The following is a 14,094-nucleotide window of genomic DNA, read 5'->3' on the forward strand; positions in this document are numbered from 1 at the left end:
AGACTGTGGTCCAGCCGGGTCGTGGAGTCAGTCCCCGCGCAGGGGACGTTGTCCGCGATCGCGGCGTCAATGCACCAGCACGTGGCGCGCCAGCCCGTCGAACGGGTAGGCGAGTCCGCCCCGCTCGTTGCGGCCGTACGGCGTGTTGAAGGCTTCGTTGCGTTGCAGCCAGCGCGCGACCGCTGGTCGGGCCTCGATGCGATCCCGCCAGGCCAGCAGCTTCGCGTGGCGGACGGAATCATCGGGTGGGAGGTAACGGATCCAGGGAAAGCAGGCGATGTCGGCGATCGAATACTCACCGGCCAGGTACTCGACGTGCGACAGCCGCGCCTCCATCACGTCCCACAGCGCGGCCAGCATCTTGTCGTAGCGGTTGCGCGGGTAGCGGAAATCGGTGGCGGGTTCGAGCCGGGGCGCGAACGAGCGGAAATGCCAGGCCTGCCCACCGATGGGGCCCAGGCCTCCCATCTGCCAGAACAGCCACTGCATCGCCTCCAGCCGCCCACGTGGGCCAGACGGCAGCAGGCGCCCGGTCTTCTCGGCCAGGTATTGCAGGATGGCGCCCGACTCCATCACCGCGATGGGCGCGCCGCCATCGAGCGGCGCGTCGTCGCGCAACACGGGCACCTTGCCATGCAGCGCACCGGCCAGCCGGGCCGGGTCCTTCTGCTCGCCCTGGCTCAGGTCCACCAGGCGCAGTTCATAGGGCAGTTCGAGCTCTTCCAGGGCGATCATCACCTTGTAGACGTTGGGGCTCGAGGAGTAGAAGAGTTCCATGGCGACGACCGCTCACGGGAACAGCAGGTTGGGCAGCACCAGCGTGACCACCGGGAACAGTGCCAGCAGGGCGATCCGGACCACGTCGGCCACGATGAAGGGGCTGATGCCCTTGATGGTGGTGGCCAGCGACACGTCGGGCGCCACCGCCTTGATGACGAACAGGTTCATCCCGATGGGTGGCGCGATCAGCCCCACCTGGCACAGCACCACCACCAGGATGCCGAACCACACCGGGTCGTAGCCCAGACCGACCACGAGCGGGAAGAACACCGGCAGGGTCAGCAGGATCATGGACAGCTCTTCCATGAGCGCACCCAGCACGATGTAGATGCCGATGATGATGAAGATCACCGTGATCGGCTGCAGGTCGTGCCCCTTCACCAGCTTGAGCACCGCGGAGTCCAGCCCGGTCATGTTCATGAACTCGCCAAAGATGTTGGCGCCCAGCACGATGGCGAACATCACGGCCGAGGTCTCGAGCGTGGACAGGAACACCTTGTAGAACTGGCGAAAGCTCAGGCGGCCGCGAAACAGCGCGAACAGGAAGCCACCGGTGGCGCCCACGCCAGCCGCCTCGGTGGCGGTGAACGTGCCGCTGTAGATGCCGCCAAGCACCACGCCGAAGAGCAGCATCACCGGCCAAACGCGGCGGTAGGCGTCCTTGCGATCCTCGTCGGTGGTGGGGTCGGCCAGCGGTGCAATGGCGGGATTGCGCCACACCGCCCAGCGAATGGCAGCAAAGTAGCCGAGGATGCCCAGCAGGCCGGGAATCAGCCCGGCGGCAAAGAGCTTGCCGATGTGCGTTTCGGTGGCGATGCCATAGATCACCATGATCACGCTGGGCGGGATGATGATGCCCAGCGTGCCACCCGCCGCAACCGAGGCGGTGGCCAGGCTGTCGGCATAGCCGAAGCGCCGCATGGACGGCAGCGAGACCTTGCCCATGGTGTAGGCCGTGGCCACGCTGGAGCCGCAGACGGCAGCGAAGCCGCCGCACGACAGCACGGTGGCCATCGCCAGGCCGCCGCGAAGGCGCCCCATCAGCATCTGGGCGGCACGGAACAGGTCGGCAGAGATGCCGGCGGCGGCGATCAGGTTGCCCATCAGCACGAACAGCGGGATGACCGACAGCGCATACGACATGCTGCTGTCCTTGGCCGCGATGGCAATCATGCTGAGCGCTGGCGTGAGGCCCTTCAGGAGGTAGAAGCCGCCGAAGCCGGCCACGGCCAGCGAGATGCCGATGGGCACGCGGATGAAGATGAGCCCCAGTGCGGCCAGAAAGCCCAGCAGGCCGGGAAGAATCATTCGGGAACCTCGTCGATGGGAAGGCTGGGATGCACGAACTCGCCCGGCGCAAAGGCCTGGGGCAGCGTCAGGAGAAAGGCCAGGGTGGTCACCACGGACATCAGGGAGATGAAGCCGTACACATAGGCCAGAGGAAGGCCCAGGATGCCGGTCACTTCACCACTGGACCAGGCGTCCGTGGCGAGAAAGCCGATGCGCCAGGCGACAGCGACGAACACCGCCGCACCGAGCAAGGCACCCAGCACATGCTGCGCGCGGCGCAGGGGATCGGGCGTGATGCTGTCCAGCAGATCGATGCAGATGTGCATGCCCTTGCGCGACACGATGGGGTAGACCAGGAAGATGGTCACCACCATCGCGAGCTCGATCAATTCCGAAGCGGGCCCGATGGGCTTGCCGAAGACCGATCGGCCAATCACATCGACCACCGCGACGGTCATCATCACGAACAGCGCCGCGCAGGCGACGCCTCCCATCACGGTTGGCAACCAGGCCCGCGCCATGGCTTATTTCCGGCCTTCGCTCTTGGCGATCTCGGCCTTGAGCTCGGCCAGTGCCGCTTCCGGATTGGCCAGTCCAGCCTTGCGGGCCTTCTCGAACATCGCCTTCTCCATCGGATCAAAGGCCTTTTTCATGTCGGCCACCATGGCGGGCGAAGCTTCGGTCACCGTACCGCCCCTGGCCTTGAACGCGGCCACGCCATCGGCCACGCTCTTGGAGAACACCACGCCGATGCGCTCGGCAAAGGGCTTGCCGGAGATGGCCTGGATCGACTTGCGGTCGGCCTCGCTGATCTTCTTCCACACGTCCTCGTTGATCAGCACGACCATGACGGAACTGTAGAAGCCGCCGGGCACCACGGTGAGGTGTTTGGTCACTTCGCCCAGGCGCATGCCGTTGACCTGATCCGGGCCTGCCAGCGTGCCATCCAGCACACCGCCAGAGAGCAGTTCGTACAGTTCCGTGGAAGGCTTCTGCATGGGCACCGCGCCCACGGCCTTGATGCTTTCCACCGTGGTGGTGACGGGGCTGCGCAGCTTCATGCCCGAGAAGTCGGCCATCGAGGTCACCGGCTTCTTCGAGGTGAAGATCTGGCCCGGCGATGTGGTGAACGCGCTCAGCACGTGGGTGCCCTTGAACAGGTTCAGCGGCGCCAGGTGCTTTTCGTAGAAGCCGTAATAGGCCGGCGCACCCACGGTCGGATCGGCGCTGGCCATGGGCAGCTCACCCAGACCGAAGATATCAAAACGGCCCGGGCTGTAGCCCGGCACCACGGTGACGACATCGGCCAGGCCATCGCGCGCCACTTCGTACTGCGTGCCTGGTGTGCCCACCACCTTGGGCAGGATCTCCAGCTTCACCCGACCCTGGGTGGCCTTCTCGATCTGCGCCGCCCATGGAATCACCACCTCGGTGTTGTACGAGTGTTGCATCGGGATCCAGTTGGACACCTTCAACACCGTTTGCGCGCTGGCGGTTCCCAGCACACCGGTAAGGGATGCGCACAGCAGGGTGCGGCGGATGAGGGGGGACAGATTCAACAAGGTCGTCTCCTGTTCGTGGTCGAAGGAATGTGGATGGGCGAGAAGAGAGGCTGCATTCTTGCGGCGCACCCTGGTCCTGAGAGTCCCCCTGCGCGGGGACGCAGTGTCCCTACGTCCCCCTCGACGGGACAGACACCCCGCAACCTGACACCTACAGTGGCTGCGACTCTGACGCGCCCTGCGCCAACAAGGACATCCGACATGATCGAAACCGACGTCGTCGTCATCGGCAGCGGCGCGGCCGGCCTCACGGCCGCCATCACCGCACGCCAGCTCGGCCTCGAAACCCTGGTGGTCGAGAAGACCGCCTGCTTCGGCGGCACCACCGCGTACTCCGGTGGTGCCCCGTGGATTCCCTTCAACCATGTGATGCGACAGATCGGCCTGGACGACAACCGCGAGGCCGCCGAGACCTACCTCAAGGCCGTGCTGGGCGAAGCCTTCAACGCAGAGCTGGTGAAGAGCTACCTCGACCACGCAGCCGAGATGCTGAAGTTCATGGAGCGCCATTCCGAGGTGCGTTTCAAGCCTTTTCCATTGCCGGACTACGAGCCCGACCAGCCGGGCGCCGCGAAGTGCCGCACGCTGCTCACGCCCGAGTTCGACGGCCGCCTGCTCGGTGCGCGCCTGTCCGAATTGCGTACACCCCTGCCGCAACTGATGCTGTTCGGCAGCATGCAGGTCGAAGGCGCGGACATCCACCCGCTGCGCCACGCCCTCAGAACCTGGGCCGGCTTTCGCCACACCACGAAGATGCTGTGGCGCTTCCTGCGCGATCGCATCGGCCATGGGCGCGGCACGCGACTGGTGAATGGCAATGCGCTGGCAGCCCGGCTGTTCCACTCGGCGATCCAGAGCGGCGTGACGCTGTGGCGAAACACGCCTGCACTGGAACTGGTCACCTCGGACGCGGGTGCGGTCACAGGGGTCGTCGTGCACCGGGACGGCCAGCCACTGGAAGTTCGTGCGCGCCGGGGCGTGCTGCTGGCCAGCGGCGGCTATGGCGCCAGCGAAGCCCTGCGCGCGAAGTTCATTCCCATGGCCGCGCACCACCACTCGCTGCAACCCGAAGGCAATGTGGGCGACGGCGTGCGCATGGGCAGCACCGTGGGCGGTTTCCACGATCCGGCCCACGCCAGCGACTGCATCTGGACGCCGGTGTCGGTCCTCCACAAGCCCGACGGCACGGTGGTCCGGTACCCGCACATCTTCATCGATCGCGCCATGCCGGGCTGCATCGTGGTAGGACCGGACGGGCGCCGGTTTGTCAACGAGGGCACCTCGTACCAGACCTTCGTGAAGACCATGCACCAGCGCGGCTTCACGAAAGTGCACCTGGTGGCCAGCCGCAGCTTCCTGCGCAAGTACGGCATGGGCCTGGTCAGGCCCTGGCCGTTTCGCAGCTCGGATTTCGTGAAGGCGGGCTACCTGATCGAGGCGCCCACGCTGGCCGAACTGGCGCGCCGCCTCGGTGTGCCACCCGATGCCCTCGAAGCCACAGTGCGGCGTTTCGACGACAGCGCCGTGCACGGCAGCGATCCCGAGTTCGGCAAGGGCGCCGACGCGCATTCGCGCTTCCGTGGCGACCAGACGCACACGCCCAACCCCAGCGTGGCACCGGTGGGTGAAGGACCGTACTGCGCCGTGGCGCTGCACCCCGGCGACCTGAGCACGGTGGGTGGACTGGCGGCCAACGGCAAGGCCCAGGTGCTCGACGCTCGCGGCCAACCCGTGCCTGGCCTCTACGCCGCCGGCCTGGACATGAACTCCATGATGCGTGGCCTCTACCCCGGTGGCGGCTCGAGCATCGGCCCGGCCATGACCTTCGGCTACATCGCGGCGCACCAGATGGCCGCAGCGATCGTGCCGGCCAGCGCACGCCCCGTCGCGGAGGTCGCGTGATGGACTACGGACTGCAGGGCCGTGTGCTCTTCATCACGGGCGGTGGCTCGGGCATCGGCCGCGCGATTGCGCTGGAAGCGGCTCGGGGCGGCGCGCACGTGGCGGTGGCGGATGCCGTGGGCGAGCGCGCCGACGCGGTCGCCGCGGAACTGCGGGCGCTGGGCGTGCGCGCAATGGCCTGCACGCTGGACGTGCGCGATGCCTTGGCCTGCGAGACCACGGTGGCGAAGGTCGAGGCTGGACTCGGGCCGATCGACGGCATGGTGGCCTGCGCCGGCATCTCGCCGCCGCAGCCCGCCGCCACCATGCCCGACGAGGTGTGGACGCGCTGCCTGGACGTGAACCTCAGCGGCATGTTCCGCTCCATCCAGCCCGTGGGTCAGCGCATGCTGGCGCGCCAGCGCGGCGCGATCGTGACGATCTCATCGGTCGATGGCCTGGGCGGCCACGCCGGTCGCGCGCACTACAGCGCGTCCAAGCACGGCGTGATCGGTCTCACGCGGGCGCTGTCGATCGAATGGGGACGCCACGGCGTGCGCGTCAACAGCGTGGCGCCGGGTGTGGTGGACACGCCGCTGGTGCGCGCCAACATTCCACCCGATCACATGCAGCACGCCATGATGGACCGCGTGCCGATGGCGCGCCTGGCGCGCGCCGACGAGCAGGCCGGCCCCACCCTCTTCCTGCTCTCCGATGGGGCGAGCTTCGTCAATGGCGCGGTGCTGTCGGTGGACGGCGGCACCACGGCCGGCTATTTCACGCGCTGGAACGGAGCCGACCTGGGCTCGCGCGCGCTCCTTGAAGGCGGCGTGTATGCCGAGCCGCCGCCCCCTTCCTCCTGACCTCGGTCTTCCAACGACATGAACCTCAAGAACCACTTCGACCTGCGCGGCCAGCGCGTCTTCCTCACCGGCGCCGGTGGCGCCATCGGCGGCGCCACGGCGCGCGTGTTCGCCACCCTGGGCGCTGAGCTCTACATCGCCGATCTGAAAGCCCCCACCGAGCTGGCCGGGGAGATCGGCGCACGGGCTGCCTTCGCACTGGACAACACGAAGCGCGACGACGTGGATGCGGTGGTGCGCGACATCGGGGTTGAACTGGACTCGCTGGTGGACACCAGCGGCTACTACGTCAAGGGCGACTGGCTCAACGGCGGAGACGAGTGGGAAGACCTCTTCGCCCGCACCATGGACATCAACGTCAAGGGCCCGGTCAACCTGATTCGCGCGGTGCTGCCCGGCATGATGGAGCGAAAGCGCGGCCGCATCGTGCTGACCAGTTCCATGGGTGCGCGCAATGCCGGGTCGACGCTGGCCATCGAGCCGGCGTACGCCGCATCCAAGGGCGCGTTGTCGACGCTGGTGCGCTACTACGCACGCCAGGCCGCCGCCAGTGGCGTGGTGGTCAATGGCGTGGCACCGGGCGCGATCTTCACACCGCTGCTGGTTTCGGCCAACCAGCCGTTCGCGCTCGACAGCTACCCCATGAAGCGTTTCGGCCAGCCCGAGGAGATCGGCTGGCCCTGCGCTTTTCTCGCCTCCGAGGGCGCCACCTTCACGACCGGCGCGGTGCTGGACGTGAACGGCGGTGTGTGCTTCTCGTGAGCGATCTCGACGTCCTCTGGCAGCCGGTCCGCATCGGCCATGTGCAGGCCCGCAACCGCATCTACCTGCCGGCCCACCAGCCCACCTACGACGCGCCCACCTACGGCGCCTACCTGCGTGAGCGGGCGCGCGGCGGCCTGGGCCTGATCGTCACGCACGGCTTTCATGTGCACGCCAGCAGCGCGGCCGCCGGTGTCTCGCCCTGGGAGCCTGGCTGGTCCGATGCGGTGCGCCAGTTCGTCACGCCGGCCCGGGCCGAGGGCGTTCCCGTGTTCGTGCAGATCACGCACATGGGGGCCAGTGGCCGCCGCCGCACGGACCGCCTGGACCTGTGGGGTTCCGTGCTGGCGCCTTCGGCCATTCCGTCGCCGGTGCACCGCGCCATGCCCAAGCCCATGGAGGAGCCCGACATCCAGGACGTGATCGCCGGCTTTGCCGCCACCGCCGCCAACGTGCAGGCGGGCGGTGGCGACGGCGTGGAGATCCACGGTTCGCACGGCTACCTGCTCTCCAACTTTTTGTCGCCCTACTGGAACCGCCGCGACGACGCCTGGGGCGGTGACACCGAGCGGCGTGCGCAGCTGGCACTGGCCATCGGCCGGGCCGTGCGCGCGCGCTGCGGCAAGGACTTCGTGATGGGCATCAAGCTGAGCCTGGACGAGTACCTGGGCGAAGCGGGCACGCACCCGCAGGAGACCGCGCGCATCGTGCAGGTGCTCGAACGCGAGGCCCTGTTCGACTACGTGTGCCTCTCGCACACCGACTACCACTTCAACCACAAACTGGTTCCACCCGCTTCGAGCGGTGAGACCGCACCGCTGGCGACCCACGCCAGGGAAGTGCGCGACGCGATCGGCGGTCGCATCCCGCTGCTGATCCAGGGCTCGGTGCGCGACCTGGCCACCGCCGCGCAGATCGTGGCGCGCGGCCAGTCCGACCTGGTCGGCCTGGTGCGTGCGCACATCGCCGATCCCGACATCGTGAACAAGACGCGGGAAGGCCGCACCGACGAGATCCGCCGCTGCGTGGGCGCCAACCAAGGCTGCTGGCGACGGCTGGGCCAGAACCTGAGCTGCACCGTGAACCCCGCCACCGGCCGCGAAGCGACGGTGGGCCTGTCGACCATGAAGTCTGCGAAAAGTCCGCGCCGCGTGCTGGTGATCGGCGGCGGACCGGCCGGCCTGAAAGCGGCGGACACCGCTGCGCAACGCGGCCACACCGTCACGCTATGGGAACGCGGCACGCAACTGGGTGGCCAGGTGCGCGAGGCCGCCCGCCTGCCCGACTACGGCTCATGGAGTTTTCTGGTGGACGACCTGGAGGCCTCGATCCGACGCCGCCAGGTGACGATCGAAACCGGCAAGACCGCCACGGCCGACGACGTGGCCGCGTTCGGCGCCGACGAAGTCATCATCGCCACCGGTGCGCGCTGGCAGACCAGCGGCTTCAGCACCTTCCGCCCCGACCGCGATGCGATTCCGCAGGCTGCGGGCGCGCGCGTGGTGGACCCGCTGTCCGCGCTGGCGGACCCCGCTTCCTGCGGCGCCAAGGTAGTGGTGGTGGACGACAACGGCGACTACCTGCCGCTGGGCCTGGCGCGTCTGCTGGCGGGATCGGGCCGGCAGGTCACGGTGGTCACCAGCGACGCCATGGCCGGCCGCAAGCTCGAAGCGACGCTGGACTGGCCCTGGATCATGCCGCGCGTGGTGGCGGCCGGTGTGCAGGTACGCACCTCGACCTTCGTGGAGCGCATCGGCGCTGGCGAGGTCGAGCTGCGCAGCGCCCTCGGCGGCGCGCCCGAGGTGATCGCCGCCGACACCGTGGTGCTGAGCATGATGCGCGAGAGCGAGGACGGCCTGTACCAGCAGCTCAAGGCGCGCGGCGTGGCCGTGCGGCGCATCGGCGACGCCGTGGCGCCGCGCGAGGTGGACGACGCGGTGCTGGAAGGTTTCCGCGAAGGGTTGGCGGTCTAGGGCAACACGCGCGCCGTCGCTTCGCCCAAACCGATGCGCGCGCGTCCCGGTGTTTCGCACCAGCCCACGAGCGTGACTTCATCGCCATCTTTAAGGAAGGTGCGCGTTTCACCCCCGGGCAGCGCAAAGGGCTGTCGACCACCTTCGGTCAGCTCCATCAGGCAGGCCCGCGATTCATCGGTCGGCCCCGACAGCGTGCCCGAGCCGATCAGGTCACCCGCGTCGATGGCCGCGCCGTTCGACGTCTGGTGCGCAATCATCTGCCCCACGGTCCAGAACGAGGTGGCGCAGTTGCTCACCGAGACGCGGTGACGGGGCAGGCCTTGCTGGCGCATGCGTTCGCTGCGGATGTGGACTTCCACAGTGATGTTGAGCGCACCGCGCGCACGCTCGGCAGCGCCGTCCAGATGCGGCAGCAAGGTGTGCTGCGCATCGTCGCCCCAGGGTGGCGCGGTCCAGAACGGCTCCAGCGCCTCGCGCGTGACCACCCAGGCGCCCAGCGTGGTGGCAAAGCTCTTGCCCAGGAACGGACCCAGCGGCGCGTATTCCCAGAACTGGATGTCGCGCGCGGACCAGTCGTTGAGCAGCGCCACGCCGAACAGGTGTCCACGCGCCTGCGTCAGCGGCACCGTCTCGCCGGCGGCGCTGGGTGCCCCGACCAGGAAGCCGAGCTCGGCCTCGTAGTCCAGTTTTTCACTTGGCGCATAGACCACCTGCCGCTCGGTGCCCTGCACGATCTGACCGTGTGGGCGCCGGAAGTCCTGCCCACCGGGAAACACCGAGGTCGTGCGGCCGTGGTAGCCCACCGGCAGGTGCCTGTAGTTGGGCAACAGCGGTGCGTCGGGCCGCACCAGCGAACCGATGCGGATCGCGTGGTGGATGGACGAATAGAAATCGGTGAAGGTCGGTGGCCGGCACGGCAGCAGCAATGACAGGCCGTCGATGGACAGCAGGTGCGCCGAGGCCAGGTCGCGCTGCGCCTGCGTCGCGTGGCTGCCCAGCAGATCGAACAGCGCGCGCCGCAGGGAGCGGCTGGCCTTTGGCCCGGCCGCCATGAGGCTCTGCAACGAACCGCCCGCCACCGGTTGCAGCGCCTGCGCGAGATCACCGGGCAAGCCCGGCGCCTGCGCCAGCGTGGTCAGGTCCAGCGCGTGTTCGCCAATGGCCGTGACGACATGCTCGCTCCCCTCGCGGGCGATGCGCGCCAACGGGAGGTTCTGGATCGGAAAACCGGCATGGCCGTTGGCACTGGTCACCCAACTCGTGGCGGCGGGGTCGTGCGTGTGATCAATCAGGTCGCCCATCTCAGGCCACCTGGAGCGACTGGCGAAGCACGGAGCGAAACACCGTCTTCAATTGCGACTCGGGGTCGGCATGTCCCTGCAGGGTGCGCCACGCAATGATCTGGTCGGGCCGCACCAGCAGCACGCCGTCGTCGCCCACCTCGCGGATGCGGCGCCATTCGTGGCGCACATCCTGCACATCGCCGCCGTCGCAGATCGACACCACGTCGATGCGCACGCCGAGCGCCTGCGCGGCGCGCGCGGCCGCTTCGACCCAGGGCGAAGCCTGGCGAGCGGTGAGCAGCACGAACGCGTCGCGCGGCACCAGGTCCTGGGTGGAGATGTCCTTCCCATCGCGCTGCAGCCAGGCATGCGGCAGGCGCGCGCCGGGTCGGGTTGAAGGCACGTAGTGGCGGCCCGTGGGGTCGCGTCGAGGCAGTGGTGTGCCATCGGACACCAGTGCGCCCAGTTCGTACTGCACACCGATCTCCAGGTCGTTGGCCTGGTACTCGGTGTTGTGCAGCTTCATCACCTCGCGGAAGCGGTGGCGACGCGACTCGCCGTCGTCGCTGTCGGCCAGCAGCGCTTCGAAGTTGGTCCGGCTGCGCTGCGGATCGCCCGGCACGAGGCCGATGGCCGCGCCGGTGAGCTGGTGGTTGGAGAACGTGAACAACGCCCAGTTGACGTTGCGCTCGGCGGCGGGGCGGCGCTCGCTTTCATACGTATCGAGCAGCGCATCGCTGGCCTGGCCGCCGATCACCAGCGCCAGTTTCCAGGCGAGGTTGTGCGCGTCGTGGATGGCCGAGTTCAACCCCAGCCCGGTGGTGGGCGTGTGGCGGTGGGCGGCATCGCCACCCAGAAAAACGCGGCCGAAGCGGTAGCGATCGGCCAGCACGCCCTGCACGATCCAGTGCCCGACGCCCAGCACCTGCGGCTGCAGGTCGGGGATCTTCATGAGCGCTCGCATGCGCGGGATCAGCTTGTCCTCGTTGAAACGTTCCGGGTCGTCGGACTTGAAGCTGAAGTGGAACATCCACTCCTCGGAGTGCCGGTCGCCCGTGGGGCCGAGCTTGCCCAGCACGCCCGTGCCCCACGACCCGGTGTCGCCACCGGGCGCGGCCATCCAGTAGGCAAAGGAATCGTCGTTGTCCAGGTAGGCGGAGAGGTCGGCGCGGAAGTACATCGTCACCATGTCGATGAGTTCGGGCGTGCCTTCCAGCTTCACACCCACCGCCGGCCCGACCGTCTTGCCGCCGTCGGCGGCGACCATGTAGCGCGCGCGCACGGTGTGGGTCTCGCCGGTGCCGCGGTCTTCCACCTGCGCCGTCACGCCCTGGTCGTCCTGCTCGAAGGACAGCAGCGAGCAATTGAACATGAGCTTGCCATGGGGCAGGGTCTCGGCGTGGTCGCGCATCAGCGGCTCCAGCCGCACCTGCGGATAGATCGTGCTCTCGCACGGGCTGTTGGCCTTGTAGTGCGCACTCAGCGAGCCGCCCCCGAAGGTCTCCATCTCATACAGCACCTTGCGGTCGTGCTCGCCATCGCCGCCCAGGCTGGTGACCCAGCGCGTGGTGGACACGTGGCGGATTGGCAGCGCCTTGGCGTAGATGGTGTCGGCCACGCCATGCTGGCGGAAGATCTCCATGGTGCGCTGGTTGAGGTAGCGCGCCTTGGGCATGGGCGAAGGCGTGGCGTGGCGCTCGATCAGCAGCGAAGGCACGCCCAGGTTGGACAGGAACATGGAGGTGGCCAGGCCGAAGCCGCCACCCCCCACGATGAAGACCGGGGTCTCGAACGTTGCCATTGAAATCCCTTACTCGGCCTTGATGTTGCGATCGCGGATCACGTTGCGCCAGCGCACCGTCTCGGCCTGGATGTGGGCAGCGAACTGGCCCGGTGTGGAGGTGACGGTGTCGATGCCGGCGTCGGACAGCTTCTTTTTCAGCTCGGGTGACGAGACCGCTTTTGCATAGGCCGCGGCGATCGCCTGGATCACCGGCTCGGGCGTGCCGGCGCGCACCGTGAGACCCTGCCAGCCTTCGACGTTGAAGTCCTTGACGCCCGATTCGGCCATGGTCGGCACGTTGGGGTAGAGCGCGATGCGCGTGGCACCGGCGGCCGCGATGGGCCGCAGCTTGCCCGATTCCAGGTGCGGCCTGGCGGTGGCGCGATCGAGGAACATCACGCCCACTTGCCCGCCCAGGAGGTCCTGCACGGCGGGGCCACCGCCCTTGTAGGTGATGGCGACCAGACGGGCCTTGGCCTCGCGGGCAAACATCTCCATGGCCAGGTGGTGGGTGGTCCCGATGCTGGGCGACGCGTAGTTCAGGCCGCTGGGCGACGCCGCGGCAGCGGCCACCACGTCCGCCACACTGGTGCCCGGGATCACGGCCGGGTTGGTCACCAGCAGGAAGTCGAACCGGGCCGCCATCGTGACCGGTGCGAGGTCCTTCTGCACGTCGTACTGCTGCTGCTTCTCGAACATGGTGGGGTTGACCGCATACGTCGTCATGTCGCCCAGCAGGATGGTGTGGCCATCGGCCGGAGCTCTCTGGGCCACGTATTGCGCGCCGATCATGCCGCTGGCACCCGGGCGGTTGTCCACGATCACCTGCTGGCCAAGCGCTTCGCCCATGCCGGGAGCGATGGAGCGGGCGAAGAAATCGGTGCCGCCGCCGGCCGGGTACGGCACGATGAGCCGGATCGGCTGGTTGGGGAACCCCTGGGCCAGCGAGGCCGGTGCCCAGGTGGTGGCGAGAGCGGCCAGGGCCGCGACCAGGATATGGCGCTTGTTCATGCTTGTCTCCTTCAGAATAGGGGTGTGATGTCGACTCTAGCTCCCGGTGCGTGCAATTTCATTCCCCCTGCGGGGGGATCGGCTGCGCCCGCGCGCTCGCTGGTGAACGCACTGGAAGCCACCGGCACGGACCGCTTCGGTGCGACGCTCCTGAACCTCCTGCAGGAAACCTGCGACGCCGACTATTGCGCGGTGTTCCGGCTCGGGCCCGACGCGCCCAGCGAACTCGTGACCGGCAGCCACGACGGCTCGGCCACCGCGCATGCCCGCGTTTCGACCTACCTGCAACGCCAGACCTGGGCCAGAGACCCGGCCATGGTGTACGCACAGACCCGGCTGCCCGCCCACCAGACCCTGCTGATGCGCGTGGACCTGAGCGACATTCACGATGAGGACCTGCGCGAGGCGGTCTGGCCCCGCATCCGCGACCGGGTGGTGATTGCCGGGCGAAGTGGCCGCTCGGCCTACAGCGTGAGCATCCTGCGGGAAGGGCGGGGCCGCTTCACGCCCGATGGCCTTGGCCGGATCGCGGAGTCGGCCCAGGTGCTGATCTCGGTGCTGGCCAAGCACGCAGACCTCTCTGGCGCGGCCTCGCAGCGCACCGCCCCGTCCGATGCCTTCCGCTCGCTGGCCGACACGCAGGCGTGCCTGGGCGCCCTGTCTGCCCTGGCGCGGCGCGAGGCCGAGGTCTGTGCGCGCATCCTCCATGGCCTTTCGACGCGCCGCATCGCGCAGGACCTGGGCGTGGGCGCGGAAACGGTGAAGACCTTCCGCAAGCTGGCCTACCGGCGCCTGGGCATCGGCAGCGAGCGCGAACTGCTGGGCTGGTACCTCGGCCTGCAGGCGCGCTGGCGCGCATCGCATGCCGGTGCCTGATGCCGCACACGCCGCGTCCCCGTCGAG

General features: G+C 68.3%; 12 protein-coding genes. 5 read left to right on the forward strand and 7 right to left on the reverse strand.

Annotation, left to right across the window (positions count from 1 at the left end; genetic code table 11):
* Positions 1–66: 66 nt before the first annotated feature.
* The 4 genes from ACTIF6_RS16340 to ACTIF6_RS16355 are packed head-to-tail and all read right to left on the reverse strand — an operon-like array spanning position 67 to position 3,632.
* Entirely contained in the window at positions 67–777 is a 711-nt protein-coding gene (locus ACTIF6_RS16340) for a glutathione S-transferase family protein (protein WP_439588986.1), read from the reverse strand.
* 12 nt (positions 778–789) lie between these two features.
* Complete coding sequence (locus ACTIF6_RS16345; RefSeq protein ID WP_439588987.1) at positions 790–2,088, reverse strand: TRAP transporter large permease; 1,299 nt, start codon at positions 2,086–2,088, stop codon at positions 790–792.
* Positions 2,085–2,591, reverse strand: coding sequence for a TRAP transporter small permease (locus ACTIF6_RS16350; RefSeq protein ID WP_439588988.1), 507 nt, complete (start codon positions 2,589–2,591; stop codon positions 2,085–2,087). Before ACTIF6_RS16350 ends, ACTIF6_RS16345 begins: the two co-directional genes overlap by 4 nt.
* Positions 2,592–2,594: 3 nt before the next feature.
* A complete protein-coding gene (locus ACTIF6_RS16355; RefSeq protein WP_439588989.1) occupies positions 2,595–3,632 on the reverse strand; it encodes a TRAP transporter substrate-binding protein in 1,038 nt (345 codons plus the stop codon).
* Between the two features lie 33 nt (positions 3,633–3,665).
* Between ACTIF6_RS16355 and ACTIF6_RS16360 the strand changes: the two genes are divergently transcribed.
* Genes ACTIF6_RS16360 through ACTIF6_RS16375 form a run of 4 tightly spaced genes read left to right on the forward strand, consistent with a single transcriptional unit; the run spans position 3,666 to position 9,111 of the window.
* A complete protein-coding gene (locus tag ACTIF6_RS16360; protein ID WP_439588990.1) occupies positions 3,666–5,534 on the forward strand; it encodes an FAD-binding protein in 1,869 nt (622 codons plus the stop codon).
* A complete protein-coding gene (locus tag ACTIF6_RS16365) occupies positions 5,534–6,376 on the forward strand; it encodes an SDR family NAD(P)-dependent oxidoreductase (protein WP_439588991.1) in 843 nt (280 codons plus the stop codon). Before ACTIF6_RS16360 ends, ACTIF6_RS16365 begins: the two co-directional genes overlap by 1 nt.
* An 18-nt stretch (positions 6,377–6,394) precedes the next feature.
* Positions 6,395–7,138 (forward strand): SDR family NAD(P)-dependent oxidoreductase, encoded by a 744-nt coding sequence (locus tag ACTIF6_RS16370; RefSeq protein WP_439588992.1) that lies wholly within the window; start codon positions 6,395–6,397, stop codon positions 7,136–7,138.
* Positions 7,135–9,111, forward strand: a complete 1,977-nt coding sequence (locus tag ACTIF6_RS16375; RefSeq protein ID WP_439588993.1) for an FAD-dependent oxidoreductase — start codon at positions 7,135–7,137, stop codon at positions 9,109–9,111. Before ACTIF6_RS16370 ends, ACTIF6_RS16375 begins: the two co-directional genes overlap by 4 nt.
* Here ACTIF6_RS16375 and fahA read toward each other — a convergent pair.
* The 3 genes from fahA to ACTIF6_RS16390 are packed head-to-tail and all read right to left on the reverse strand — an operon-like array spanning position 9,108 to position 13,191.
* Complete coding sequence (gene fahA, locus ACTIF6_RS16380) at positions 9,108–10,415, reverse strand: fumarylacetoacetase (RefSeq protein WP_439588994.1); 1,308 nt, start codon at positions 10,413–10,415, stop codon at positions 9,108–9,110. The genes ACTIF6_RS16375 and fahA overlap by 4 nt on opposite strands.
* Before the next feature lies 1 nt (position 10,416).
* Positions 10,417–12,198: an FAD-dependent monooxygenase gene (locus ACTIF6_RS16385; RefSeq protein ID WP_439588995.1), complete on the reverse strand. Its 1,782-nt coding sequence runs from the start codon at positions 12,196–12,198 to the stop codon at positions 10,417–10,419.
* A gap of 9 nt (positions 12,199–12,207) precedes the next feature.
* Positions 12,208–13,191: a Bug family tripartite tricarboxylate transporter substrate binding protein gene (locus tag ACTIF6_RS16390; protein WP_439588996.1), complete on the reverse strand. Its 984-nt coding sequence runs from the start codon at positions 13,189–13,191 to the stop codon at positions 12,208–12,210.
* Positions 13,192–13,218: 27 nt separating this feature from the next.
* Between ACTIF6_RS16390 and ACTIF6_RS16395 the strand changes: the two genes are divergently transcribed.
* Positions 13,219–14,067: a helix-turn-helix transcriptional regulator gene (locus ACTIF6_RS16395; RefSeq protein ID WP_439588997.1), complete on the forward strand. Its 849-nt coding sequence runs from the start codon at positions 13,219–13,221 to the stop codon at positions 14,065–14,067.
* Positions 14,068–14,094: the final 27 nt, after the last annotated feature.

It is taken from the genome of Hydrogenophaga sp., from assembly GCF_051860785.1.
GTDB lineage: Bacteria > Pseudomonadota > Gammaproteobacteria > Burkholderiales > Burkholderiaceae_C > Hydrogenophaga.